The 24,408-nt window shown below is 50.7% G+C and carries 23 protein-coding genes, 1 tRNA gene and 1 other RNA gene; 3 read left to right on the forward strand and 22 right to left on the reverse strand.

The window, feature by feature from the left end:
- Positions 1–287: 287 nt before the first annotated feature.
- The 3 genes from CFI03_RS31180 to CFI03_RS23665 are packed head-to-tail and all read right to left on the reverse strand — an operon-like array spanning position 288 to position 1,480.
- Positions 288–410: a hypothetical protein gene (locus CFI03_RS31180; RefSeq protein WP_280525725.1), complete on the reverse strand. Its 123-nt coding sequence runs from the start codon at positions 408–410 to the stop codon at positions 288–290.
- Between the two features lie 15 nt (positions 411–425).
- Positions 426–926: a hypothetical protein gene (locus CFI03_RS23660; protein ID WP_116394241.1), complete on the reverse strand. Its 501-nt coding sequence runs from the start codon at positions 924–926 to the stop codon at positions 426–428.
- A 47-nt stretch (positions 927–973) separates the two neighbouring features.
- Positions 974–1,480 (reverse strand): hypothetical protein, encoded by a 507-nt coding sequence (locus CFI03_RS23665; protein ID WP_116394242.1) that lies wholly within the window; start codon positions 1,478–1,480, stop codon positions 974–976.
- 231 nt (positions 1,481–1,711) lie between these two features.
- Between CFI03_RS23665 and CFI03_RS23670 the strand changes: the two genes are divergently transcribed.
- The gene (locus CFI03_RS23670) at positions 1,712–2,059 is read left to right on the forward strand and encodes a collagen-like protein (protein WP_116394243.1); all 348 of its coding nucleotides are present in this window, start codon (positions 1,712–1,714) and stop codon (positions 2,057–2,059) included.
- Between the two features lie 94 nt (positions 2,060–2,153).
- Here CFI03_RS23670 and ssrA read toward each other — a convergent pair.
- The 11 genes from ssrA to CFI03_RS23725 all read right to left on the reverse strand — a co-directional run bounded on the left by ssrA (position 2,154) and on the right by CFI03_RS23725 (position 14,500).
- Positions 2,154–2,519: a transfer-messenger RNA gene (ssrA, locus tag CFI03_RS23675) on the reverse strand.
- Positions 2,520–2,756: 237 nt separating this feature from the next.
- On the reverse strand, positions 2,757–3,239 hold the full coding sequence (gene smpB, locus CFI03_RS23680; protein WP_116394244.1) for an SsrA-binding protein SmpB: 483 nt from the start codon (positions 3,237–3,239) through the stop codon (positions 2,757–2,759).
- A gap of 162 nt (positions 3,240–3,401) precedes the next feature.
- On the reverse strand, positions 3,402–3,602 hold the full coding sequence (locus CFI03_RS23685) for a cold-shock protein (protein WP_012772186.1): 201 nt from the start codon (positions 3,600–3,602) through the stop codon (positions 3,402–3,404).
- 288 nt (positions 3,603–3,890) lie between these two features.
- A complete protein-coding gene (gene rnr / locus CFI03_RS23690; protein ID WP_116394245.1) occupies positions 3,891–6,716 on the reverse strand; it encodes a ribonuclease R in 2,826 nt (941 codons plus the stop codon).
- A 176-nt stretch (positions 6,717–6,892) separates the two neighbouring features.
- Complete coding sequence (gene secG, locus CFI03_RS23695; RefSeq protein WP_116394246.1) at positions 6,893–7,129, reverse strand: preprotein translocase subunit SecG; 237 nt, start codon at positions 7,127–7,129, stop codon at positions 6,893–6,895.
- Between the two features lie 158 nt (positions 7,130–7,287).
- Positions 7,288–8,580: a phosphopyruvate hydratase gene (gene eno, locus CFI03_RS23700; RefSeq protein ID WP_116394247.1), complete on the reverse strand. Its 1,293-nt coding sequence runs from the start codon at positions 8,578–8,580 to the stop codon at positions 7,288–7,290.
- Positions 8,581–8,658: 78 nt separating this feature from the next.
- Positions 8,659–10,194, reverse strand: coding sequence for a 2,3-bisphosphoglycerate-independent phosphoglycerate mutase (gene gpmI / locus CFI03_RS23705; protein WP_116394248.1), 1,536 nt, complete (start codon positions 10,192–10,194; stop codon positions 8,659–8,661).
- A 1-nt stretch (position 10,195) separates the two neighbouring features.
- Positions 10,196–10,951, reverse strand: a complete 756-nt coding sequence (gene tpiA, locus CFI03_RS23710) for a triose-phosphate isomerase (RefSeq protein WP_116394249.1) — start codon at positions 10,949–10,951, stop codon at positions 10,196–10,198.
- Between the two features lie 38 nt (positions 10,952–10,989).
- Positions 10,990–12,171, reverse strand: a complete 1,182-nt coding sequence (locus CFI03_RS23715) for a phosphoglycerate kinase (RefSeq protein WP_116394250.1) — start codon at positions 12,169–12,171, stop codon at positions 10,990–10,992.
- A 200-nt stretch (positions 12,172–12,371) separates the two neighbouring features.
- On the reverse strand, positions 12,372–13,376 hold the full coding sequence (gene gap / locus CFI03_RS23720) for a type I glyceraldehyde-3-phosphate dehydrogenase (protein ID WP_116394251.1): 1,005 nt from the start codon (positions 13,374–13,376) through the stop codon (positions 12,372–12,374).
- 77 nt (positions 13,377–13,453) lie between these two features.
- The gene (locus CFI03_RS23725) at positions 13,454–14,500 is read right to left on the reverse strand and encodes a sugar-binding transcriptional regulator (RefSeq protein WP_116394252.1); all 1,047 of its coding nucleotides are present in this window, start codon (positions 14,498–14,500) and stop codon (positions 13,454–13,456) included.
- Positions 14,501–14,747: 247 nt separating this feature from the next.
- Between CFI03_RS23725 and CFI03_RS23730 the strand changes: the two genes are divergently transcribed.
- Both CFI03_RS23730 and clpP read left to right on the forward strand, forming a co-directional pair.
- Positions 14,748–14,822, forward strand: a tRNA-Arg gene (locus CFI03_RS23730).
- 171 nt (positions 14,823–14,993) lie between these two features.
- Positions 14,994–15,575 carry an ATP-dependent Clp endopeptidase proteolytic subunit ClpP gene (gene clpP, locus CFI03_RS23735; protein WP_174806616.1) on the forward strand — a complete coding sequence of 194 codons (582 nt, stop codon included), beginning with the start codon at positions 14,994–14,996 and terminating at the stop codon, positions 15,573–15,575.
- Between the two features lie 140 nt (positions 15,576–15,715).
- Here clpP and CFI03_RS23740 read toward each other — a convergent pair whose 3' ends face one another.
- The 8 genes from CFI03_RS23740 to CFI03_RS23775 all read right to left on the reverse strand — a co-directional run bounded on the left by CFI03_RS23740 (position 15,716) and on the right by CFI03_RS23775 (position 24,265).
- Positions 15,716–15,985 carry an HPr family phosphocarrier protein gene (locus CFI03_RS23740; protein WP_012772176.1) on the reverse strand — a complete coding sequence of 90 codons (270 nt, stop codon included), beginning with the start codon at positions 15,983–15,985 and terminating at the stop codon, positions 15,716–15,718.
- 156 nt (positions 15,986–16,141) lie between these two features.
- Complete coding sequence (gene whiA, locus CFI03_RS23745) at positions 16,142–17,071, reverse strand: DNA-binding protein WhiA (protein ID WP_116394254.1); 930 nt, start codon at positions 17,069–17,071, stop codon at positions 16,142–16,144.
- A gap of 7 nt (positions 17,072–17,078) precedes the next feature.
- Positions 17,079–18,065: a gluconeogenesis factor YvcK family protein gene (locus CFI03_RS23750; protein ID WP_116394255.1), complete on the reverse strand. Its 987-nt coding sequence runs from the start codon at positions 18,063–18,065 to the stop codon at positions 17,079–17,081.
- A gap of 12 nt (positions 18,066–18,077) precedes the next feature.
- Entirely contained in the window at positions 18,078–18,962 is an 885-nt protein-coding gene (rapZ, locus tag CFI03_RS23755; RefSeq protein ID WP_085982376.1) for an RNase adapter RapZ, read from the reverse strand.
- A gap of 41 nt (positions 18,963–19,003) precedes the next feature.
- Positions 19,004–19,954: an ROK family glucokinase gene (locus CFI03_RS23760; protein WP_116394256.1), complete on the reverse strand. Its 951-nt coding sequence runs from the start codon at positions 19,952–19,954 to the stop codon at positions 19,004–19,006.
- A 164-nt stretch (positions 19,955–20,118) separates the two neighbouring features.
- Entirely contained in the window at positions 20,119–21,048 is a 930-nt protein-coding gene (gene trxB, locus CFI03_RS23765) for a thioredoxin-disulfide reductase (RefSeq protein ID WP_116394257.1), read from the reverse strand.
- 381 nt (positions 21,049–21,429) lie between these two features.
- Entirely contained in the window at positions 21,430–23,175 is a 1,746-nt protein-coding gene (locus CFI03_RS23770; protein ID WP_205411932.1) for a tetratricopeptide repeat protein, read from the reverse strand.
- A gap of 136 nt (positions 23,176–23,311) precedes the next feature.
- The gene (locus tag CFI03_RS23775; protein ID WP_116394259.1) at positions 23,312–24,265 is read right to left on the reverse strand and encodes a ribose-phosphate diphosphokinase; all 954 of its coding nucleotides are present in this window, start codon (positions 24,263–24,265) and stop codon (positions 23,312–23,314) included.
- Positions 24,266–24,408: the final 143 nt, after the last annotated feature.

Below are 24,408 nucleotides of genomic sequence, written 5' to 3' on the forward strand. Positions count from 1 at the left end.
GCTCGTTGTTCAGTTTTCAAAGAACAATTTTTTCAACAACGCTGCATATCTTATCACGTTATCGAACTTAGTGTCAAGCTTTATTTTTCATCGAATTTCTCAATGATGTTTAGCTTTTCGTCCGAACCGCTTGTCTCTCTCGGCCGGAATTAGAATATACCATAGATCAAAAGCACTTGGCAAGCATTATTTCAAAAAAACTTTAAAACCTCTCGAATAACAAAACAGGGCTGCCCATAAGCCATATCATTATGACTTCGAGACAACCCCTGTGCGAATAGTTCTGATTACTTCGCTGCCGCGGCTGAAGTTCTCACTTGCTCGTTTGCCTTCAAAGCATCGAGAATGCTGATTTTTCCGAAACCACTGCCTTTAGTTGTTCCCTTTAGAGATTGGCCAACCGGTATCATCGTTACTCACCTCCTTTACTTAGTATCATCTGACCTCAAATAGCTCCGAAGCTCGTCGAATGCGGTTTCGAATACAAGCTCCGCTCTCCCCCGGCTCTCCGTTTCTCCAATCTCTCGAGCGAATTTAGAATACAAATTAATCAAGTAGGCATGATCGGCGCGTACATGGAATTTAACCCTCTGAATCTCGTCATGTTCCTCCATGACGTGATTCATCCATTTAGCGAAGCCCTTATAGAATTGCATGCCGCTTCGATAGGCGGGAGATAGACTCGCCGACTCTATAAATAACGTCTCGCCTTCTGCCTCCAACCGATATTGAATATAACCCTGCAGCTTGCCATGCTCGTCATCAAATAACAACAGCCGGCTCCCATTCAAGGAAAGCGTCAAATGCGCAATAGCATCATAAAACAATAAACGTTCATCAAATTCATAGCTATGCGCGAGAAAATATCGGGCAAATCTCGCAAAATCTCGACCCTGATGGCAAGCTGCCGGAAATAGACGGCCCACTACGATTTCCTCCTTCAGGCCCGCACTCCGAGTACCTTTACTTTACGCTAATGCTCTCGCTTGAATTTTGCTAAGTATTTATTTAATTGGCGCAAAGTGACCCGGTAACCAATGACCAACTCTCCGTCTCTAGTCCGTTCGGCGAACTTATTGAACAGCCTTATTGCGTATTTATCCATCCCCGTCCAAAAAACCAGCTCGTTCACTGCCCCGTTAAGCTCGTTTAAATGGCTGGCAAGCATCTGTAATCCTTCAAGAAAAACCCTTGTACACCTATAAGACTCGGACAGAAGAGCAACTTGCAGCTGCACGACATGCCGATCTTCGTAATTGCCTTCTCCCGTGCCATGAATATAGCCGAATGCGCCAATGACTTCCCCCTCACCGTTCAGGCAGAGAAAACATTCCTGCCCCATCAGAATAGGGCTGGCGATAAAATTGAAAGCCACGAGGAAAGGATACGGCAGTCGTAGATCCTCATAATTCGCTAAAAGAAAATCCATGTACTTTCGTTGACAAGCCTCGGTCGCGCATACGGAAAACGTTGTAAACATGCCAAAATACCCCTATTTCTTTTGCTTTATTATAGAAGAACTTAACAAATCGAAATACCAACTTTAGTTGATAATTTCTATTCGCACAGCAAGTTTTTCACCAGAAATTGGGTATCCCCATAACCTCCATTGGCTTGTTTCCTGCTTAAAAAGAATATCGGTTACGCCCATTCCCTTATCTCCGCTCCTACATACAATGTTTTAGCCCATCATATAAGGAGTGACAAGATCATGTCATTTTTCCCACCTTTTGGACCTCCCGGATTCCCTGGACAGCCAGGCCCACCGGGACCGCCTCCTGGACCTCCGGGACAACAGGGCCAGCCGATGGCACCTAGTTCACCTCCGCCGGGATTCATCCCTCAACAACCCACGGTTCAGCCGTTTGCGGTTGATCCTGGCGCGATTTCACGTTGCATGTTCAGGAATACGTACATTTGGCTAAGAAACGGGAATCAATTCTGGTTCTTCCCGGTTTTCTTAGGGCGTACTTCAGTCGCCGGGTTTCAATGGAACGGTAGATTCTGGATGTACACCGGCCTGAGCCTGCAATCCATTCAATCCTTTACTTGTGTCTAAATAAACACAAAAAAGCTCCGATCTACTAAGAACGGAGCTTTTTTCGTATCTAAAAAAAGCAAAAACCACATCCTCATGCGGATGTGGTTCATGATGGTGGAGGCGAGGGGATTTGAACCCCTGTCCGAAGACAACGCCACACAGGCTTCTACGGGTGTAGTCACAGTATTGATGTCACCCGAGCGTCGTCCCGTAACCGACTACGCGTTGGGTCAGCCTGATTATCTTCTTCCGTCGACCCCAGGCGGAGACCGAAGCGGCGTATCCCACTACTTGTTAGCCCCTAGTCTAGTCACATGGGCGATGCTAGGTAGGAGCACGCTCACAGGTTATTAAGCTGCGAAAGCGTAAGTTTGTTGTTGTTTGCCATTTAATAGGCTTTAGCGTTGATGAAGCAGACGACTCCCTGCTACCCGCAACCCGTGCTCGTACTATCCCCGTCGAATCCATAAACGCCCCCAATATCGCATAAACGGTGTATTTCGACCGATTAGCTGTAAGAACGCCCGGAATGAGGTGCAGCGCTTCTGCGCTACTCATTACAAGCAAGTATTCCTTCAATCATTTGTTGCAGCAGCGCGTCGTATCCCTTAGCGCTACTTTAGTATAACACGAACTTCATCGCTAATGCTTAGATTCTTAATGCCAATGATGGCGGAAAGCTGGAACCTGAACCAGCGAGTGAAGCAAATGCCAATTACCTTACGACTTTCTGCTTCTCGCGCAGCGCACGCTGGATATCCCGTTGCGCATCGCGCTTCGCGGCCGTATCGCGCTTATCGTATTGCTTCTTACCTTTACCAAGCCCGATCAAAAGCTTCGCGTAGCCGTTACGCACATAAATCTTTAGCGGCACGATCGAATAGCCCTCTTGCTTGGATTGGCCGAGCAGTTTGTGAATTTGCTGCTTGTGGAGCAGCAGCTTCCGAGCGCGGGTCGGATCAGTCGGATTATGGCGGTTGCCCTGTTCAAAAGGACTGATATGCATGTTATGAATAAACATCTCGCCATTCCTGATCGTTGCAAATGCATCGCTAATATTCGCTTTCCCCATGCGGAGAGCCTTGATCTCCGTGCCCATCAGCACGATTCCCGCTTCATACGTATCCTCAATGAAGTAATCATGGGAAGCTTTTTTGTTTTGAGCGAGCTGTTTGCCGTCATTTTTTTTAGCACCCACAGCGGTTCACCTCATTTTCGTTTACGCATTCCGATAGAGAAGCGTTATTAGAAATTCATTGTAACAACTTTATAAATCTAAAGCAAGACTCGAAAATACATCGCTTACATAAACAAAAAAACCGCCCCGTTAAGGGCGGTCTTCGTTCGTTAAATTAAGCTATTACAGCTTAACAACGTTCTCAGCTTGTGGTCCGCGGTTGCCTTGAACAACGTTGAACTCAACGCGTTGGCCTTCTTCAAGAGTTTTGAAGCCTTCGCCAACGATTGCGGAGAAGTGTACGAATACGTCATTGCCGCCTTCAACTTCGATGAAGCCGAAACCTTTCTCAGCGTTGAACCATTTAACTGTACCTTGTTGCATGTGTATTACCTCCAAAAATGTATTAATATGCGCCTATTTCGTATCGAAACAAAAAATTCACACATTGAAAAAGGTCCATGACTTAAATGACACCCTTTTCAATATGTGAATTCAGGTTCATATCATCAATTGCTTTGAGTGTACTATACCCAAAATCAAAAATCAAGCGACAAGCTTAAATATATTTTCCCATCTTATCCAAGGAAAACGGCGCTGCTTCTCCGCAGCCTGCGCCCCGTCTTGCAGCGCCGTTATTTAGAGTTATAGTACGTTTGTCATGTTAAATATTTATTTACGTTTCTTGCGAACGAACGCTGCGGTGGAATTGCCTCCGCCATTTCGTTTCTTGTTTTTATTTTTCCCTTCTTCGCCGGAATTATTCGCTCCGCGTGAAGAATTCGAGCCTTGTGATGATTTTGCGTCTCCGCGCTGGCCCCCGCCGCCTCCGCTGCGGTTGCCTCGGCCGCCGCGCCTGCCGCGGCCGCCATCAAAGACAGAGCCTTGATCCGGATCTTCGCCCGTATCGGCGTCTCTGCCGCGGCTGCCGCTAATCGGCAGCCCCCACATATCCGTGCGCGGCCTTGCCCCGCGCACTTGACGCCCTTGCTCGAGCGGCTTCGCCTGCTCTTGCCAAGGCGAGCGCTCCGCCGCGCCTTCGGCCGGGCGGCTCGCGCCCCCTGCCGCTCCGCGGTCAGCGCCTCCGCGCTTCCGCTTCGCGTTTCCTTGCGCGCCGCCATGCTCGGCGCGCTGAACATCTCCGCGGCCGCCCTTGCCAGGGCCGCGATTACCACGCTCGCCGCGCGCTTCGCCGCCGCGGCCGCCTTCCTTCCCGCGGCCGCCTTTTCCGCCGCCGCGTCCAACTATCGCGCCCGTGTCCCCGCCGCGGCTGAAACCTCCGCGCTTGCGGCCGCCTCCGTTGCGCGCGCCAAATCCTGCATCCGCTACGCCACGGAAATCGCTGCGCGGCTTCATGTCCACCATCTCGAAATCGATGGTGTAATCGTCCATGTTCACCTGCGCCACGCGGATTTTCACTTCATCGCCGATGCGGTATACCTTCGAGGTACGCTCGCCGATCAGCACCATATGAAGCTCGTGGAAGTGGTAATAATCATCCGTCAAACCGCTCAGTCGGATAAGGCCTTCCACCGTATTATCCAATTCGACAAACATGCCGAAGCTTGTCACGCTGCTGATAATGCCGTCGAATTCCTCTCCGACTTTGTCCAGCATAAATTCGCACTTTTTAAGCTTATCCGTATCCCGTTCCGCATCAACCGCCACGCGTTCGCGTTCGGAGGAATGCTGCGCGATGTCCGGCATGCGGGCCGCCAGCGCCTCGTTGCGTTTTTCCGGCAATGCCCCGCCGTTCTCGAGGACCTCGCGGATAACCCGGTGAATCACTAGATCCGGATAACGCCGGATCGGCGATGTGAAGTGGGAGTAGAACTCCGCCGCAAGCCCAAAGTGGCCGAGGCTTTCCGCATCGTATTTCGCCTGCTTCATGGAGCGCAGCATCACGGTCGAAATAACCGTCTCTTCCTTTGTGCCGTGGATCTCTTCTAGAAGCGTCTGCAAAGCGCGCGGATGAACCGAATTGCCCTTGCCTTTTACCACGTAACCGAAGTTCGAAGCGAATTGCATGAAGTGAAGCAGCTTCTCCTGATCGGGATCCTCGTGAATCCGGTACAGGAACGGCACGCGGAGCCAGTGGAAATGCTCGGCTACCGTTTCGTTCGCCGCAAGCATGAACTCTTCGATAATCATTTCCGCAATAGAACGCTCTCGCTTGATAATATCAACCGCTTTGCCTTCCTCGTCGACGATCACTTTTGATTCCTGGAAATCAAAGTCGATTGCGCCCCGCTTCATCCGTTTCTTCCGAAGCTTCATCGCAAGCTCTTCCATCAGCGTGAACATGTCCAGCAGATCGGCGTAACGTTCCTTCAGCTCCGTCTCCGGCTCTTCTTCGGTCGCCGTCAAGATCTTGCGCACATTCGTATAAGTCATGCGCTCTTTCGTCTTAATAACGCTCGTGAAAATATCGTGGCGAACGCGCTTCAGCTTGGAGTCAAACTCCATCTCGCAGGAGAGCGTCAGGCGGTCAACCTGAGGGTTCAGCGAGCAGATCCCGTTCGACAAGCGATGCGGCAGCATCGGAATAACCCGGTCTACCAGGTAAACGCTGCATCCCCGGCGGAAAGCTTCCTGGTCAAGCTCCGAACGTTCCTTCACGTAGTAGCCGACATCGGCGATATGAACGCCAAGCAGATAGTTGCCGTTCTCCAGCCGCTTCACATGAACCGCGTCATCAAGGTCCTTCGCGTCTTCGCCGTCAATCGTTACAATCACTTCTCCGCGAAGATCGCGACGGCCTTGTTCGACAATCTCTTCCTCGGTAATGGAGTCCGGAGCCGCCTCGGCTTCGGCCATCACTTCGTCCGAGAAGCCCTCGGGCAGCTGATGCTTGCGGATAATGGATAAAATGTCGATGCCCGGATCGTTCTTATGTCCGAGAATTTCGATAATTTCGCCTTGCGCCGCAGACCGTCCTTCCGGATAGGAAGTAATCTTTACGACCACCTTCTGACCGGTTACCGCCCCTTGAAATTCACCCTTCGGAATAAAAATATCCCGGTTAATCCGTTTATCATCCGGAACAACAAAGCCAAATGCCTCATGGCTTTCGAACGTGCCCACTACCTGCGTAACGGCACGCTGCACAATGCGGACGACCTCGCCTTCCATCCGGCCTCCGCCTTCGCTTTGCGAAGTAATGCGCACCAGCGCGATATCGCCGTTCATCGCGCTCTTCTGATCGTTTGCATGTATGTAAACATCAGGATGATCCTTCTCGTCAGGCAGCAAAAACGCGAAGCCCTTCGCGTGCGCCTGGATTTTCCCTCTTAGCAGGTTCATACGCTCCGGAACGCCATAGCGTTCATTGCGCGTCCGAATGACTTTGCCCTCTTCCTCGAGCTGATTAAGCAGCTTCAGAAATTCTTTAAACTCCGCCGCATCGTTAATGCCGAAATGTTGTTCCAGCTCCTGATAAGTCATCGGCTTGTAGGCCGTTTCCCGCATAAAATCAAGCAGTTCCTGCTCTTGCATCATAGTTTTCCTTGTCACCTCATACACCGGAGGCTTTCCCTACCGCCATCCAGCTACCGGTTGATAGATTATCATATACCGTTTAGTATACACGAAATCATTCCTTAGCATCCGTAAAAGACCGGAAAAAACAAAAAAACGGAGGTCTCCCTCCGTTTCTGAGTACGAATCGCAATGATTTACACTTTAACTACGTATGCTACAACCAGCGCCAGGATAAAGAACCCGCTCGCCAGCCCTACTGTCAAACGCTGAAGGAACAAGTCCAAACCGCGCGCCTTCTGCTTACCGAACAAGTGCTCAGCACCGCCAGTAATCGCCCCGGACAAACCAGCGCTTTTCCCTTTTTGCAGCAATACAACTGAGATCAAGCCGATTGCAAAAATAACGAGCAAAATCTTCCAAAAGATTTCCATTTGATCCACCTCCAGCATAGGAGCTCCGTTAAACACATAAATTGATTTTATCATAGGAGGACAAGTAATTCAATAGTTTCAAATTTCGGCGTGAATTCCATTAAACAGCAAAAAAGGCATCCCCTCACCGGGATGCCTTTTTACTATTGCCAAAAAACTTATTTGAAGTTTTTCAGGTTGTAGAATGCCGATTTGCCTGCATATTGAGCAACCGAACCGAGTTGGTCTTCAATGCGGAGCAATTGGTTATATTTCGCTACGCGGTCCGTACGGGACGGAGCGCCTGTTTTGATCTGGCCAGCGTTTGTAGCAACCGCGATGTCAGCGATTGTGCTGTCTTCGCTTTCGCCGGAACGGTGGGAGATAACCGCTGTGTAACCAGCGCGTTTCGCCATTTCGATCGCGTCGAATGTTTCAGTAAGCGAACCGATTTGGTTAACTTTAACGAGGATGGAGTTACCCACGCCTTTTTCGATACCGTCGGACAGACGCTCCGTGTTTGTAACGAACAGGTCGTCACCAACGAGTTGTACTTTGCCGCCGAGTTTGTCAGTGAGCAATTTCCAACCTTCCCAGTCGTCTTCCGAGCAGCCGTCTTCGATTGTGATGATTGGGTACTTCTCAACCCACGAAGCAAGCAGGTCAACGAATTCCGCGGAAGTGAAGGATTTGCCTTCGCCTTCGAGGTGGTATTTGCCGTCTTTGTAGAACTCAGTGGAAGCTACGTCCATACCGAGGAATACGTCAACGCCCGGTTTGTAACCAGCACGCTCGATAGCGGAAATGATTGTTGTGATCGCTTCTTCGTTGGAACCAAGGTTAGGAGCGAAGCCGCCTTCGTCGCCTACCGCAGTGTTCAGGCCTTTGTCTTTCAGAACCGATTTCAGGTTGTGGAAGATTTCAGCGCCGATGCGAAGAGCTTCTTTGAAGGTTGGAGCGCCAACCGGCAGAACCATGAACTCTTGAACGTCAACGTTGTTGTCCGCATGCTCGCCGCCGTTGATGATGTTCATCATTGGAACTGGCAGCGTTTTTGCGTTGAAGCCGCCGAGGTAAGTGTACAAGGACACGTTCAGCGCGTCAGCCGCGGCGCGTGCAACAGCCATCGATACAGCCAGGATTGCGTTAGCGCCAAGCTTAGCTTTGTTAGGCGTACCGTCAAGCTCGATCATTTTGCGGTCGATCGCTACTTGATCAAGAGCGTCCAGACCGATGATTTCAGGTGCGATAATCGCGTTTACGTTCTCAACCGCTTTTTCTACGCCTTTGCCCAGGTAACGGCCTTTGTCGCCGTCGCGGAGCTCAACAGCTTCGTAAGCGCCAGTGGATGCGCCGGATGGTACGATTGCGCGGCCTTTGCCGCCGGATTCCAGGGATACTTCTACTTCTACAGTTGGATTCCCGCGGGAATCCAGCACTTCGCGTGCGTAAACGTCAACGATGATAGACATTTGAGTAACACTCCTTCAGTTAAGTTATTTATAGGGTTGAAGCATGGAAAACAAGCTGTATTGATTCTACCTTGAAACTTACTTCTGAATCAATGTTGTACCTGTCATTTCGGCTGGTTTAGCCAGCTCGAGCAAATCAAGAACCGTTGGAGCCAGGTCAGCCAGAATGCCGCCTTCGCGAAGCTCTCCGCCAGCTACTGTAACGATACAAGGAACCGGGTTCGTCGTATGCGCGGTGAACGGACGTCCGTTCTCGTCGAATACCATATCCGCGTTGCCGTGGTCAGCCGTAATGATCGCCACGCCGCCTTTTGCAAGGACAGCTTCCACCACTTGACCCAGACATTCATCGGTTGCTTCAACCGCTTTGATTGTAGGCTCCAGCATGCCGGAGTGACCTACCATGTCAGGGTTGGCAAAGTTAAGTATGATCGCGTCATGCTTATCGGCTTCGATCTCTCTCACCGCTGCCGCCGCAACCTCGTACGCGCTCATTTCCGGCTGCAGGTCGTAAGTTGCAACCTTCGGCGAATTGATCAGTACGCGAGTCTCGCCCGGAAGCTCAACATCGCGGCCGCCGCTGAAGAAGAACGTTACATGCGGGTACTTCTCGGTTTCCGCAATACGAAGCTGTTTCTTGTTGTTTTGAACAAGTACTTCGCCAAGCGTGTTATCCAGGTTCTTAGGAGAGTATGCCACATACCCATCAATGGACTCACTGAACAGTGTCAGACAGACAAAGTACAGGTTTTTAGGGCATTTTTCGCCACGGTCGAAACCACGGAAATCAGCATTTGTGAATACTTGCCCAAGCTGAATCGCACGGTCGGGACGGAAGTTGAAGAAGACGATCGAATCCTCCGATTCAACCAGACCTACCGGCTCTTCGTTCTCGCCTACGATAACCGTTGGCATAACGAATTCATCATAAACGGATTTTTCGTAGGATTCAACTACAGCCTTGATTGGATCCGTGTATTTAGGACCTTCGCCGTAAACCATGGCGCGGTACGACTTCTCCGTACGCTCCCAACGCTTGTCGCGGTCCATTGCGTAGTAACGGCCTTGAACGGTAGCGATCTGGCCTACGCCCACTTCTTCAATTTTCGCTTGCAGCTGTTCCAGGTAACCCTTCGCGCTGTCCGGAGCAACGTCGCGGCCGTCGAGGAAGGCATGAATGAATACTTCGTTCAGCTCCTCTTTCTTAGCCAGTTCCAGCAGAGCAAACAGGTGAGCAATGTGGCTGTGTACGCCGCCGTCGGACAGCAGGCCGTACAGGTGAAGCTTCTTGCCGTTCGCTTTCGCGTGGCGAACCGCACCAAGAAGCGTCTCGTTATCGAAAAATTCGCCGTCGCGGATCGACTTCGAGATGCGAGTCAGATCCTGATATACGATACGGCCAGCGCCGATGTTCAAGTGACCAACCTCGGAGTTGCCCATTTGGCCATCCGGCAAACCTACTGCTTCGCCGGAAGCAGTAAGGGTTGTATGAGGATATGTCGACCAGTAGCGGTCGTAGTTTGGTTTTTTCGCTTGCGCTACGGCATTGCCGGTTACGTCGTCGCGAAGGCCAAAGCCGTCGAGAATAATCAGTGCAACTGGTTTCGGAGCCATCTTACTTGGCCCCCTCAACGAGTGCGATATAGGAAGCAGGTTCAAGCGATGCGCCGCCGACAAGAGCGCCGTCGATATCCGCTTGTCCCATGTATTCCGCAACGTTGTTAGGTTTTACGCTGCCGCCGTATTGGATACGAACCGCATCAGCCGTAGCCGCATCATACAGATCAGCAACTACGCTGCGGATGTAGCCGATAACGTCCTGCGCGTCTTCGGAAGTCGAAGATTTGCCTGTGCCGATCGCCCAGATTGGCTCATAAGCGATAACCACTTCAGCTGCTTGCGCAGCCGACAGGCCTTGGAATGCCGCTTCGGTCTGCACTTTGCAAACATCCTTCGTTTGGTTAGCTTCGCGCTCTTCGAGCTTTTCGCCCACGCAAACGATTGGCGTAATGCCGTGTTTGAATGCCGCATGCATTTTTTTGTTAACGATCTCGTCGGTTTCAGCGAAGTAAGCACGACGCTCGGAGTGACCGATAATGACATACTTCACGCCAAGATCCTTCAGCATAACGCCGCTGATTTCGCCCGTGAACGCACCGTTGTCTTCGAAGTGCAGGTTTTGCGCGCCGATTGCGATCGACGTGCCTTTTGCCGCTTCAACAAGCGCCGGAAGAGTAGTGTAAGGAGCGCAAATGACGCTCTCTACGCCAGCAACCTCAGCCTTGCCTTTCACTTCGGAGAAGAACGACACAGCTTCGGAAACGGTTTTGAACATTTTCCAGTTACCTGCAATGATAGGTGTTCTGCTCATCGTATATTCCCTCGTTTCTAAAATTATATATTTCTATCTTATTTATCGTTAAGAGCTACAACGCCCGGGAGTGCTTTGCCTTCCATGAATTCCAGGGAAGCGCCGCCGCCAGTGGAGATGTGGTCCATTTTGTCTGCCACGCCGAATTTCTCTGCAGCCGCAGCGGAGTCGCCGCCGCCGATCACCGTGTAACCAGCTGTTTCCGCGCATGCGTTAGCAACCGCACGAGTACCGTGGGAGAATGGTTCGATTTCGAATACGCCCATTGGCCCGTTCCAAACAACCAGCTTGGAGTTTTTGATAACGTCAGCGTAAATTTCGCGAGTTTTAGGACCGATGTCGATGCCTTCCCAGTCAGAAGGGATGCCGTCAACGTCAACGATCTTCGTGTTTGCGTCTTTGCTGAACTCGTCAGTAATAACGATATCAACAGGGATCAGGAAGTTTTTGCCCAGCGATTTTGCTTTCTCGATGAACTCAAGAGCCAGATCCAGCTTGGAGTTGTCAACGAGCGATTGGCCGATTTCATGGCCTTGCGCTTTGAAGAAGGTGTAAGACAAGCCGCCGCCGATGATGATGTTATCAGCGATCTCGATCATTTTGTTGATAACGTCGATTTTGTCTTTTACTTTCGAACCGCCAACGATTGCCGTGAAAGGACGCTCAGGGTTGTTCAGCGCTTTGCCGAGAACATCAAGCTCGCGCTCCATCAAGAGACCCGATACTGCAGGCAGGTAGTGCGCAATGCCTTCTGTCGAAGCGTGGGCACGGTGAGCGGCGCCAAACGCATCGTTTACGAACAGATCAGCCAGCTCGGCGAATTGCTTAGCCAGTTCCGGATCGTTCTTCTCTTCGCCCGCATGGAAACGAACGTTCTCAAGCAGGAGTACGTCGCCATTGTTCAGCGCGTTAACTTGTGCTTTCACTTCTTCACCAACGGAGTCGTTAGCTTTTACAACCGGTTTTCCAAGAAGCTCGGACAAACGTACGGCAGAAGCTGTGTGACGCAGTTCTTCAACCACTTCACCGTTTGGACGGCCAAGGTGGCTCGCGAGGATTACTTTAGCGCCTTTTTCGATCAGATAGTTGATCGTAGGAAGCGTTTCGCGGATACGCTTGTCGTCGGTAATTTTGCCATCTTCGAGTGGTACGTTGAAATCGACGCGTACAAATACGCGTTTGCCTGCTACTTCTACGTCACGAACACTTTTCTTATTCAATGGTGTTGCCTCCCTGATTATGAAGTTGAAAGCATATATGAGATAAAGCCTATAACAGCAGCAAAAAAGGCGTTCCTTCTCGCAAGAAGGAACGCCTTCGCCTAATATCCACTTAAGTGGAGCCGCAGACTAAGCGTATCCCGGAGCGTCAAGCTCCGGGACGAAAGCGTTCCATGCAATTGTGGAATAGCGTGTGTATCTTACAGACCTTTGCTTGCCACGAATGCAGCGAGGTCAACTACACGGTTCGAGTAGCCCCACTCGTTGTCGTACCAGGAGATAACTTTAACCATGTTGCCTTCTACTACCATAGTCGACAGAGCGTCGATTGTGGAGGAAGCTGGGTCGCTGTTGTAGTCGCTGGATACCAGTGGCAGTTCGTTGTAGTTCAGAATGCCTTTAAGAGCGCCTTCGGAAGCTTCTTTCAGAGCTGCGTTAACTTCTTCAACCGTAACGTTAACTTTCAGTTCAGCAACCAGGTCAGTTACGGAAACGTTAGGCGTAGGAACGCGCATAGCCATGCCGTTCAGTTTGCCTTTCAGTTCAGGCAGAACCAGGGATACTGCTTTTGCAGCGCCTGTCGACGAAGGAATGATGTTCTCAGCAGCTGCGCGAGCACGACGCAGGTCTTTGTGAGGAACGTCCAGTACGGCTTGGTCGTTTGTGTACGAGTGAATAGTAGTCATCATACCTTTAACGATACCGAATTTGTCGTTCAATACTTTTGCGAATGGTGCAAGACAGTTCGTTGTGCAAGAAGCGTTGGAGATTACAGTGTGCGATGCAGAATCGTACTTGTCTTCGTTAACGCCCATAACGATTGTGATGTCTTCGTTAGTTGCTGGAGCGGAGATGATAACTTTTTTAGCGCCGCCTTTAAGGTGAAGTTCGGCTTTTTCTTTCGCTGTGAAGATACCAGTGGACTCAACAACGATTTCAGCGCCTACGGAGCCCCATGCCAGGTTCTCAGGGTTACGTTCAGCAAATACTTTGATTTCTTTGCCGTTAACGAGAATTGCGCCTTCTTTTGCTTCAACCGTAGCATCAAGAGTGCCATGAGTTGTGTCATATTTCAGCAGGTGTGCAAGTGTTTTAGTGTCAGTCAGGTCATTTACCGCTACTACCTCAACATTAGGGTTGTTCAGCGATGCGCGGAACACGTTACGACCGATACGACCAAATCCGTTAATACCAATTTTAACCATTTTAAATTCCTCCTAAGCTTTTAAATGACTATGGTATATATTTCAAAACGTTCTGCAGCAGAGCCTGCCGCAAATCGTTAAGATAACGATTGCTGCTGTTCATCGATGATCGCGGACATCTCGAGAGCCGCCGCTTCATCGGTAACAAGTACATCATTGTGCCCAAATTTCATAATGGCTGCTATGGCTTCGCCTTTGCTATGGCCGCCAGCCACTCCTATAACAACTTCAGTCTTCACAATATCTTCGAGTCGTAATCCTACGGTCTGCATTTTGTGAACAACCTCGCCGTTACGGTCGAAATAAAAACCGAAAGCTTCAGCCAATGCGCCATCCGCGGCCATCGCCTTCACCAGTTCAGGATTCAGCTTTCTGCGCCGGGCCATCACCATAGCGTCCCCGATCCCGTGTACGACGATTCGGGCACTCCGGACAACCTCGACTATATCGCGGATATTCGGTTCCTGCATCATGGATGCGTAGGCTTCGTCACCAAGATGATCCGGCACATGGAGCATCCGGTAATTGGCGCCAGTACGCTTTGCCATTGTGGATGCAATGGTATTGGCTTGATAATCGAGACTTTCGCCAAGTCCGCCTCTCGCCGGTACAAACCAGTTGTTCTTGAGTGGTGTCGTAGAAGTTAATTGGTTAGCTACCTGAGCGATCGTCGTTCCGCCTGTTACGGCCACGACATCGTTTGGCTCCATCACTTTGCGAAGCACCTGGCAGGCTGCTCTTCCAAGTTCCCGCTTCGACTGCTCCGACTCCTCGGAATCGCCTGCTACAACAATGACCTGCGATAATCCGAAGTGACTCCTGATCTTCTCTTCCAGATCGGACAAGCCGAATAACGTCTTGTAGAAGGGCTCCAATTGCTCAAGCAATTGCTTGCCCGCTTCACTGATCCGCATTCCCGCCGTATGAATCTCCAGCAGTCCCTGCGATTTCAGGAAATCTGTTTCCGCCCTTAGCACCCGTTCCGTCATCCCTAAGGAATTGGCGAGCGTCCTCCGGCCGATCAGATCGGACAACATCACTTGGCGCAATATCGAGTATCGCTTCTTCATCACGTCAAGCAAATCTGGGAGAAGCTGCTGCTGCAGCTCAATAATGTGACGCATCCTCTACTTTTCACTCCACCCGTCAATAGGCGTAATGGGCTTTCAGGGGATGGACGTTAAACGTCCCGCATACTCACTTTAAGTCCCACCTCTATTTTAGCTAAAAACAATTCACATGGCAAGTAAGCAATCGCCGATGAAAGCGTTTGTATTCACGATTTGCTCAAATTTATTTTTCTCATCTATCTTGCTTTCTACAAATGAATCGCGTATACTAAGTTTTGCTGTTGCTTTCTTATGTAAATATGCGCCCGTGGTCCAATGGATATGACGTAGGCCTCCGGAGCCTGAGATCTAGGTTCGATTCCTAGCGGGCGCGCCATTCAACTTTACCTTAACGCTATACATAAACAGGAACCGTCCTCATCGAGGACGGTTTTTTTGTTTTTCTCAAAAATTGAGTTTGACTATCTTTGACTTTTGTTTGATCATCCGCTAGAATGGGAATCAGTAATACCATCTTTGCTATTTTGAGGAGGGGACTTGGTTGGATATGAATTTCGTTCCTATGGTTATTGAACAGAGCAATCGCGGAGAACGCGCTTACGACATTTACTCCCGCCTTCTGAAGGATCGCATCATCTTCCTCGGGTCGGGCGTAAACGATGTGGTAGCCAACTCCATTATTGCTCAGATGCTGTTCCTTGCAGCAGAAGATCCTGAGAAAGATATTTCTCTCTACATTAACAGCCCTGGCGGATCCATTACGGCAGGCATGGCTATCTATGATACGATGCAATACATTAAACCCGATGTTTCGACAATTTGCGTCGGCATGGCGGCATCGATGGGCGCTTTCCTGCTCACGGCCGGTGCCATTGGCAAGCGTTATGCGCTCCCGAACAGCGAAGTGATGATTCATCAACCGCTTGGCGGCGCTGAAGGTCAAGCAAGCGATATCGAAATCCGCGCCCGCCGCATTATCAAAATGCGCGATAAGCTGAACGGTATCCTAGCTGAGCGTTCCGGACAACCTCTCGATCGCATCGAGAAGGATACCGACCGCGATTACTTCATGAGCGCGGAAGAAGCTCGTCAATACGGTCTGGTCGATAAAGTCATCGAGCGTATTTAACGCATAAATACAAAAAGCGGCTGAACATGGATTTCCATGAGCAGCCGCTTTTTTTGTCGTTTTCTTAAAATATCAAAGAAAAAAGGACTATCCCATTGTCATTCAAAATGATGACTCGGGACACCCCTCTTTGTCGGTTCTTATTGGTTCTCCAGCTCTTCTTTGCTGACGAGCGCGACTAAAGCGTTTACAGCCTGTTCTGCATCCGAACCCTCTGCGCTGATATGAATCTCTGTGCCCGAGCTGATCGCAAGGCTCATGATACCCATAATGGATTTTGCGTTTACTTTCTTGTCGTCTTTCTCAACAAATACTTCGGAGGAAAATTTGTTCGCTTCTTGAACGAATAATGCGGCAGGTCTAGCGTGCAAACCTGTTTTAAGACGAACGACAACCGGTAGCCTTGTCATGGTAACCATACCCCCTATACTATAATAAGTCTGGCAATTTCGCTTCAGTGCTCAGCCTGACATGACTAATACCTTTAAAATGCAATGTTACACGCTTGCATAAGACTTTTTGTTCATATTATATCATTATACCATCTGATGCACTAGGTTAAAAGTTTAGCCGTTTCGGATTTTTTCCGCAAGTTCATCAATTTTCCGCAGCCGGTGGTTAACGCCGGACTTGCTTACGGTACCCTTCAGCATTTCGCCAACTTCCTTCAGGTTCATATCCGGATGCTGGAGCCTGATTTCGGCAACCTCTCTAAGCTTATCGGGAAGATTGTTTAATCCGATTTCCTTTTGCAGCAGCTTGATATTATCGATCTGTCTGACGGCCGCGCCAATCGTTTTGTTCAGGTTAGCCGTTTCGCAATTTACAATCCGGTTAACCGAGTTCCGCATGTCGCGCATAATGCGGACGTCCTCGAATTTGAACAATGCCTGATGGGCGCCAATAATGTTCAGCAGCTCGATAATTTTCTCGCCCTCTTTGATGTAGAACACAAAGCCTTTCTTCCGCTCGATACATCTTGCGTTTAGTCCAAATTTGTTGGCCAGCTCAACCAGCGCCTCGCAGTGCTCTTCGTACATCGACGAAATTTCAAGATGGTAGGAAGAGCCTTCCGGGTTGTTGACCGAGCCGCCGGCCAGGAACGCTCCGCGCAGATAAGATCGTTTGCAGCACGGCTTTTTGATGATTTCTTTATCAATACCCAAGTTAAACACAAAGCCTTCGGATACAATTCGCAGCTCACTTAGTATTTCCTGTACCTTCGTCGGAATTCTGACGATGTATACATTATTTTTTTTGAGGCGCATTTTCTTACGGACGAGCAGCTCCGTATGCACTTCAAAATGCTTTTTCACCAAGGAATAGATCCGGCGGGCAATTGCTGCGTTTTCGGTTGAGATGTCGAGGACGACTTTGCGGCTGGAGACGCTGACCGAGCCATTCATTCGAATGAGTGCGGACAATTCGGCACGTTCACAGCAGGTATCCGCCTCAACCATCGTCAGCTCTTTCTTCGTTTGGGCCGCAAATGACATCGCTTGTTCACCTCTTTCTTAACATCCAGTTTTCCACTAATTTATAAATATGATGACTTAGCCGCTCTGCGTCATGACGCAAAAACGTCCGGTACAGTACGAGACGATCGGATATAATCTCGTATCCCAACCGGTTTATTTCGTCTATATCCAGCTCTACCTGGGTAGAGCCCATTTCCGCATACTTTTCTGCCACCTCCGGAGAAATCTCCCCATCGTTGACCAGCACGTAATCGAAAAGCTTATGCCCGATATGCTCCTGCACCGCCTTGAGATGATCGCTGACCGAGTATCCATCCGTCTCGCCCGGCTGCGTCATCACGTTGCAGACAAACAGCTTTACAGCCGTTGATTCCACAATGGCCTTCGCTAGCTTAGGTACGAGCAGATTCGGAATAATACTCGTATACAAGCTGCCTGGACCAATCAGAATAGCATCGGCTTGTTCGATCGCTTCAATAGCCTCCGGAAGAGGCTCTACATTGTCGGGCTCTACGAATACCCGTTTAATCTTCTTTCCGGCTTTCGGAATCATGGATTCCCCGACCACAACGGTACCGTCGGCCATCTCGGCCTTCAGCACGATAGCCCGGCCCGCGGCAGGAAGCACTCGTCCCCGCACGGCCAATACCTTGCTAAGCTCCCGTACGCCCGTAACGAAATCGCCTGCAATATCCGTCATCGCAGCAAGCATCAGATTACCCAGGCTATGCCCGGCTAATCCGGTGCCGCTGGAGAAACGGTATTGAAGCACTTCCGTCAATAAAGGCTCCGCATCCGCAAGCGCCATAATAACGTTGCGGATATCGCCCGGAGGCGGGATCTGCAGTTCGTTGCGCAGTACTCCCGAGCTTCCCCCGTCATCGGCGACCGTCACGATTGCCGTAATATCGAGAGGCTTCTCCTTAAGCCCCCGCAGCATCACCGACAAGCCGGTTCCGCCGCCTACCACAACAATTTTCGGCCGCCTTATAATTTTATGCCTACTCTGCATCCAATCACCCCGTCAATGCTTATCACGGTCAGCATCGCGGTGGCTGACGCGTACCCGTTCCGTATCGCTGCTGCCGAGCATGCGACCCAAATATTCTGCAATCGCAACCGAGCGGTGTTTGCCGCCCGTACACCCGATGCCGATAACGACCTGGCTCTTGCCTTCTTTGTGGTAAAGAGGGAGAAGAAACTGGAGCATATCGAGCAGCTTGGTCAGGAAGGCTTGCGTCTCCGGCCATTTCATCACGTAATCGTATACTTCCGGGTTTTGCCCGGTATTCGGGCGCAAATGATCCACGTAATGCGGATTAGGCAAAAAGCGCACGTCATAAATCAAATCGGCGTCGATCGGAATGCCGTATTTGAACCCGAAGGAGGTCACGTTCACCGAAAGGCTGTTGTTCTCCAGGTTCGTAAACCGCGAAATAATACGCTCCTTGAGCTGTGCCGGCTTGATATTGCTTGTATCAATAACCTGCGAAGCCGAGCCCTTCAAATCCTCCAGCATTCTTCTCTCGTTGCGGATGCCTTCAAGCGGCATGCCCTCCGGAGCAAGCGGATGACGACGGCGGCTTTCCTTATAGCGCTGGACGAGCACCTCGTCCGTTGCGTCCAGGAACAAAATTTCGCAGCTGATCGTGAAATGCTCTTTGATAAAGCTTAAAGATTCCGATAAGGCGGTAAAAAATTCACGGCCCCTAAGGTCAATCACAAGGGCTACTTTGCCGATTTTGCCATTCGACTGCTCAATCAGCTCTGCGAATTTAGGGATGAGCACCGGCGGTAAATTATCAACGCAGAAAAAGCCCAAATCTTCAAGGCTCTGTACGGCAATCGTCTTGCCCGCGCCAGACATCCCTGTAATGATAACAAGCTTTGACATCGCTCCCGTTTCCATAGCTGTCCCCTCTCTCCCCATCGTAACGCTGTCCATACTCATTAGGAACGCAAGATAAGACCCGCCGCGCCTACAACGCCCGCGTTATTGCCAAGCGTAGCCGCAACGATCTTCACGCCTTCTTGTGCTTCCTTCTGGGTATATTTCTGGAATACCTCGCGAATTTGGTCGAACAGGAAGTCGCCTGCTTTCGACACGCCGCCGCCGATAATAAAGCACTCCGGATTCAATACGACAGCCATCAATGCCATCGATTTGCCAAGGTAGTACGCTGCGCGGCTAACGATACGCGAAGCAACCTCGTCGCCTGCTTTCGCGGCGTCGATAACGTCTTTCGCCATAATGTCTTCTACTGTCGACAAGACGGTGCGGTCTCCGCGCTCAACAGCGTCCTTCGCCATGCGGATAATACCTGTAGCGGAGGATACCGACTCGAGGCAGCCCATTTTGCCGCAGCCGCATTGAATCGCTTCCAGATCGGGAACAATCGCGATGTGGCCCAGCTCGCCTGCCATGCCCGCAAAGCCCTCTACGATTTTGCCGCCGATAATAATACCGCCGCCTACGCCGGTACCCAGTGTATAGCAGACGCAGTTATCGATGCCTTTGCCCGCTCCAGCCCATGCTTCGCCAAGCGCGGCAACGTTTGCGTCGTTATTAACGAGGACTTTAACTTGAAGCTCCTTCTCGAGATATTCCTTCAAATGAACATTCTCAATCTTCAAGTTGCCCGAAAATTTTACAATACCGTTCGGAATATCAAGGAAGCCGGCGATCCCTACGCCAACGCCTGCAACTTGCTCCCATTCAAACGGCGATTCGGTCACGATGTTCCGCGCATACTGCGCAATATTATGAAGGATGGTGTCCGTACCTTTACTCGTTTCCGTCGGCCCTTCGTAAGTGTGGAGCAATTCTCCCTCCACGTTACAAATCCCAACTTTAATAGCGGTGCCGCCGACATCGACTCCAACGTAAATCTTCTCAGACATTACTAGTCCACCTCATTAATATGTTATCTACTCTTTAACCAACTATAAGCCAATGCCCTATTCCGGTCAAGATAATCGCCGCCCCAGTGTTTCCCTTGAGCTATAAGAAGCTGGCAGGAAAAAGCCCTCTCCGGGAGAGGAAAGGGCCGACTTCATCTCGTTTATTAATGTGAGCCGATGTTCTCGAGGAACCGTTCGCAATCAAGCGCCGCCATGCAGCCGCTGCCTGCCGCCGTAATCGCTTGGCGGTATTTGTTGTCCTGTACGTCTCCGCAGGCGAATACGCCCGGCACGTTCGTCTCCGAGCTGCCTGGCTTCACTTTAATGTAGCCATGCTCGTCGGTGTCGATCTGGCCGTTCAGGAACTTCGTGTTAGGCGTATGGCCAATCGCGATAAAGACGCCGTCCGTCTGGATCGTTTCGTCTTCGCCCGTTGCATTGTTGCGGACTTTAAGGCCGGTAACGCCCATGCCGTTCGCTTCTACCTCCAGTGGCGTACGGTTCAGGCTCCAGCTGATTTTCTCGTTCTCGCGTGCGCGGTCCTGCATGATTTTTGAGGCGCGGAGCTCATCACGACGGTTTACGAGTTCAACATTCGTCGCAAAGCGGGTAAGGAAGTTCGCTTCCTCCATGGCCGAATCGCCGCCGCCGATCACCACGATCTTTTTATTGCGGAAAAAGAAGCCGTCACAGGTTGCGCATGTGCTTACGCCGCGGCCGATATTATCTTTCTCGCCCGGGATACCCAGCCATCTAGCCGAGGCTCCGGTAGAAATAATAATCGTATCGCCGACAAATTCGCCTTTGCCTTCTACCTGAAGCTTGAACGGACGCTCCGACATATCGACGCTGTTCACCCAACCGGTCATGAACTCGGCGCCGAAACGTTCCGCCTGCTTGCGCATATTCGCCATTAGGTCGGGCCCCATAATTCCTTCCGGAAAGCCCGGGAAATTCTCGACCTCCGTCGTCGTGGTCAACTGGCCGCCCGGCTCCGGTCCTTCGATGACAAGAGGCTTCATGTTTGCGCGCGCCAAATAAATCGCTGCCGTGAGGCCGGCTGGGCCGGTGCCTATAATAATGGATTTGTACATGGTTGTCCTCCTAAAAGTGGCGATGGTTGCTGGATTACTTCGGTACCGGCCGCCGATGTCGCTGCGCGAAAATAACGTCCTTCCGATCGCTGTTGTCCCTTAGTTTCTTGATTTGATCAACCCTCTAAAGGTTGAAACTAATGGACAAAGGCGAACACTCCGTTTCTCCAGTACGTTATTTTCGCTCCGCTTACGCTTGCTCAGACAACCAAACTAATACCAGCAACATCGCAGGTTTTTAAGTCGTCCAACCACAGGTGGTTGGAGAGGGGAAAGATAAGAACGCTGCAATATAACCTTATTATATATAAGTTTGCCCGGTAAAAACAAAACGCACTTAGGGAACCATATCCTAAGTGCGTTTATAATGGGCGGAATGCCCTATTCGAGATGGTCCAAGGAGAAGACCGAGCTGATCGATTTCATCTTTTCCTTGATCCCGCATACCTCGTCGATTTTTTTGGCGTTCTTGCTTACGGTTGCGATGGAGACGCCGTAACGCTCCGAGATTTCGGGATACGACGTTGTCCGACGGTGCATTTTTGCCGTTAAATACTCAAGCGCCGCCGCCCAGCCTTCCGGCTTGGTCAGCTTTGGCACTTCCGGATACAGTCTTGACAGGAACTCTACCCACAGCGTCATCAGATCGTACTGCTGCACAAGGTCGAAGCGTTTGTTCACGCGAGACATCGCCGCTTCCACGACCTCCTGCCACTTGTCTTCCCATACGGGCAGACGGGATGGAACCCGGTTCGGCTCAATGACCGTTGCTTTGCCTTCCAGTACGGCTTGAAGCGGTTCCTGTACGCCGATTGTGCGAAGCACAAACACGGCAATCCGCTTCAAATAATCATCTTCGTCCGCTTCGAGCAGGAACGCGCGAAGGACGTCCTTGACTTCATTGTCGGCAATCATGCCAAGCGCCTGAATGACCTGCAGCTTCGTATTCTGGTCTCCGTGACGGAGTGCCCAGAAGAATGAGGAGCGCACGAGCGGGTCGCGCTTTAAATGCTCGGGAAGTCCGTCCGAGGAATTTTCCCACAGCTTAAACTGCTCCTCGAACGGCAAATGATAGTGATAGCTTACCGATGCGTTCTGGTCGCCGGCTTTGATGAGAGCCAGCTGCTCCATGTAATAACGCGGAATATCCGATTCCGGATCCAGCTTCGCCGCCTGCTTCCACAGGCGCTCCGCCTCCGCGTAACGGCCGATATGGCATGCGGCTACAGCGGCGTAGTGATACAGGCAAGGGTCAAGGTTAAGCTCCGCATCCTTCAGTAGACGGGTAAAATGGCGGTACGCCGCTTCATGCTCTCCCAGAATGCCCATCGTAGTAGCCAGCTTGAAGACATGCTCCTGATGGAACGGCGCCGTTTTGCGCAGCAAATCAAGCAGAGGAGTAAGACTATCTTTATCTCCCGCATGCTGATAGAAGATCCCCAGATTGCAAAGGGCATGCAAATTCCCGGGCTCGAGCTCCAGCGCCTCCCGGATCGTAGCCATCGCTTTGTCGAACATGCCCATATAGTAATAGGCCAGCGCCAAATTATTGCGGGCTGCCAGAAACTCCGGCTGCTCCTCAATAATTTTCTCCAAGATACGGACCGCTTCCGTAAACTTGCCTTCTTCCAGAAGCTTGCGGGCCTGGTCGTGCTCGACCATTCCTTCGCGCGCTTTTATATTCGTCAACGGTGCAGGGCGCTCCAGCTCATAATGGAGAAGCTCCATCATTTCCTCGGCTTCGTCGAGGTATTGTCCGTCCGCGTCTTCCTCCAAATAATGAATAAGCGCGCCCTCCGCTGCTTCGTACATCTCCATGTTGGCATAGTTGTTGGCCATGTAGAAATGGCATTCCGTCATGGTCGGATCCAGCTCATCGACAATCCATTTCAGAATCCGGTTGGATTCCTCATAATTGCCCATCTCCGACATGATGCCTGCCATGTTGCAATGATTAACCGGATTTTCCGGTTCATACTCCACGGCACGCCGGAAATATTTGAGTGCCTTGTCATAGTGGTAACGATCCAACGAGCGCACGGCCCGCTCGAAAAAGAACGTGGCGTCCCATTGTATCGGTATGATCTTGGCTGTCTGTTCTATGGCTTCACGTTTCTTCTCTTTCACCTGGCAAGGCACCTCCCGGAACATGATTTTCTACGATTATACCATAGCAATGCCTATCCTAACACGAAAGAATATGTGGGAAAATCGCGAACGTAAGGAAAAACGCCCGCGATTTTCTTGTCATTGCCATATTCGATTAAACGCCGCCGTTTGTCTTGAAGAGGGTGCTGATCGAACCGCCTTCAATGATAATGCGGGTTGCTTCCGCAAGCAGCGGAGCGACCGACAATACCGTGAACTTATCCGGACGATTCTCTGGCAGAGAGATCGAATCCGTTACGATAATTTCTTTGATATGAGGATGATTCAAACGCTCAATGGCATTGCCCGAGAACAGCGGGTGAGTTGCGCATACATAGACTTCTTTGGCTCCGCGCTCCTTCAAGCTCTCTACAACGTTGACAATCGTGCTGCCCGTATCGATCAAGTCTTCGATAATGATAGCGGTTTGACCCTCTACGTCGCCGATTACGTGGGTAATCGAGGACTCATTATGCGCAGGGCGCTTCTTGATCATAATGGCAAACGATGTGTCCAGGTTATTCGCAAGCTTTTCAGCCGTGGATGCACGGCCAGCGTCCGGAGACACGACTACCGGATTTTCGATGTTCTTCGACTTCAGGTAATCGCTGAGCAGATCAAGAGCTGTCATGTGGTCTACCGGGATGTTGAAGAAGCCTTGGATAGCCGGCGCATGCAGGTCAATCGTGATGACACGGTTTGCACCAACCGTAGTAAGAACGTCTGCCACCATTTTCGCGGAGATCGGCTCCCGCGGTGCTGCTTTGCGCTCTTGGCGCGCATAGCCGTAGTACGGCATGATGATGTTGATCGTCTTCGCGGATGCCCGCTTCGCTGCGTCAATCATGACGAGCAGTTCGACAAAATGCTCGTTGATCGGATGCGAGAACGATTGAACGAGGAATACGTCGCAGTTACGAATCGTCTCTTCGTAGTGGACGTAGATCTCCCCGCTCTTGAAACGGGACATTTTGATGGCGCCGAGTGTCAATCCCAGATCACCGGCGATCTTTTGAGCCAACGCGGGATTGGACGAACCCGAAAAAATACGCAACTTGTCGCTAAACATGATACCCTCCTGAGCGTTTTAAACCAAATAATTTGACATGAAGTCCTAAACTTCGCCATAAGGCAAAGCCTTCGTCAATTGCAGGACGCTTTCATACCGCGCCATGCTTGTTCCATATCATTATACATCTAATTTACCATAAT

Origin of the sequence: Paenibacillus sp. ATY16 (genome assembly GCF_003399985.2) — a bacterium.
In the GTDB taxonomy this organism is placed as follows: Bacteria; Bacillota; Bacilli; order Paenibacillales; family Paenibacillaceae; genus Pristimantibacillus; species Pristimantibacillus glycanilyticus.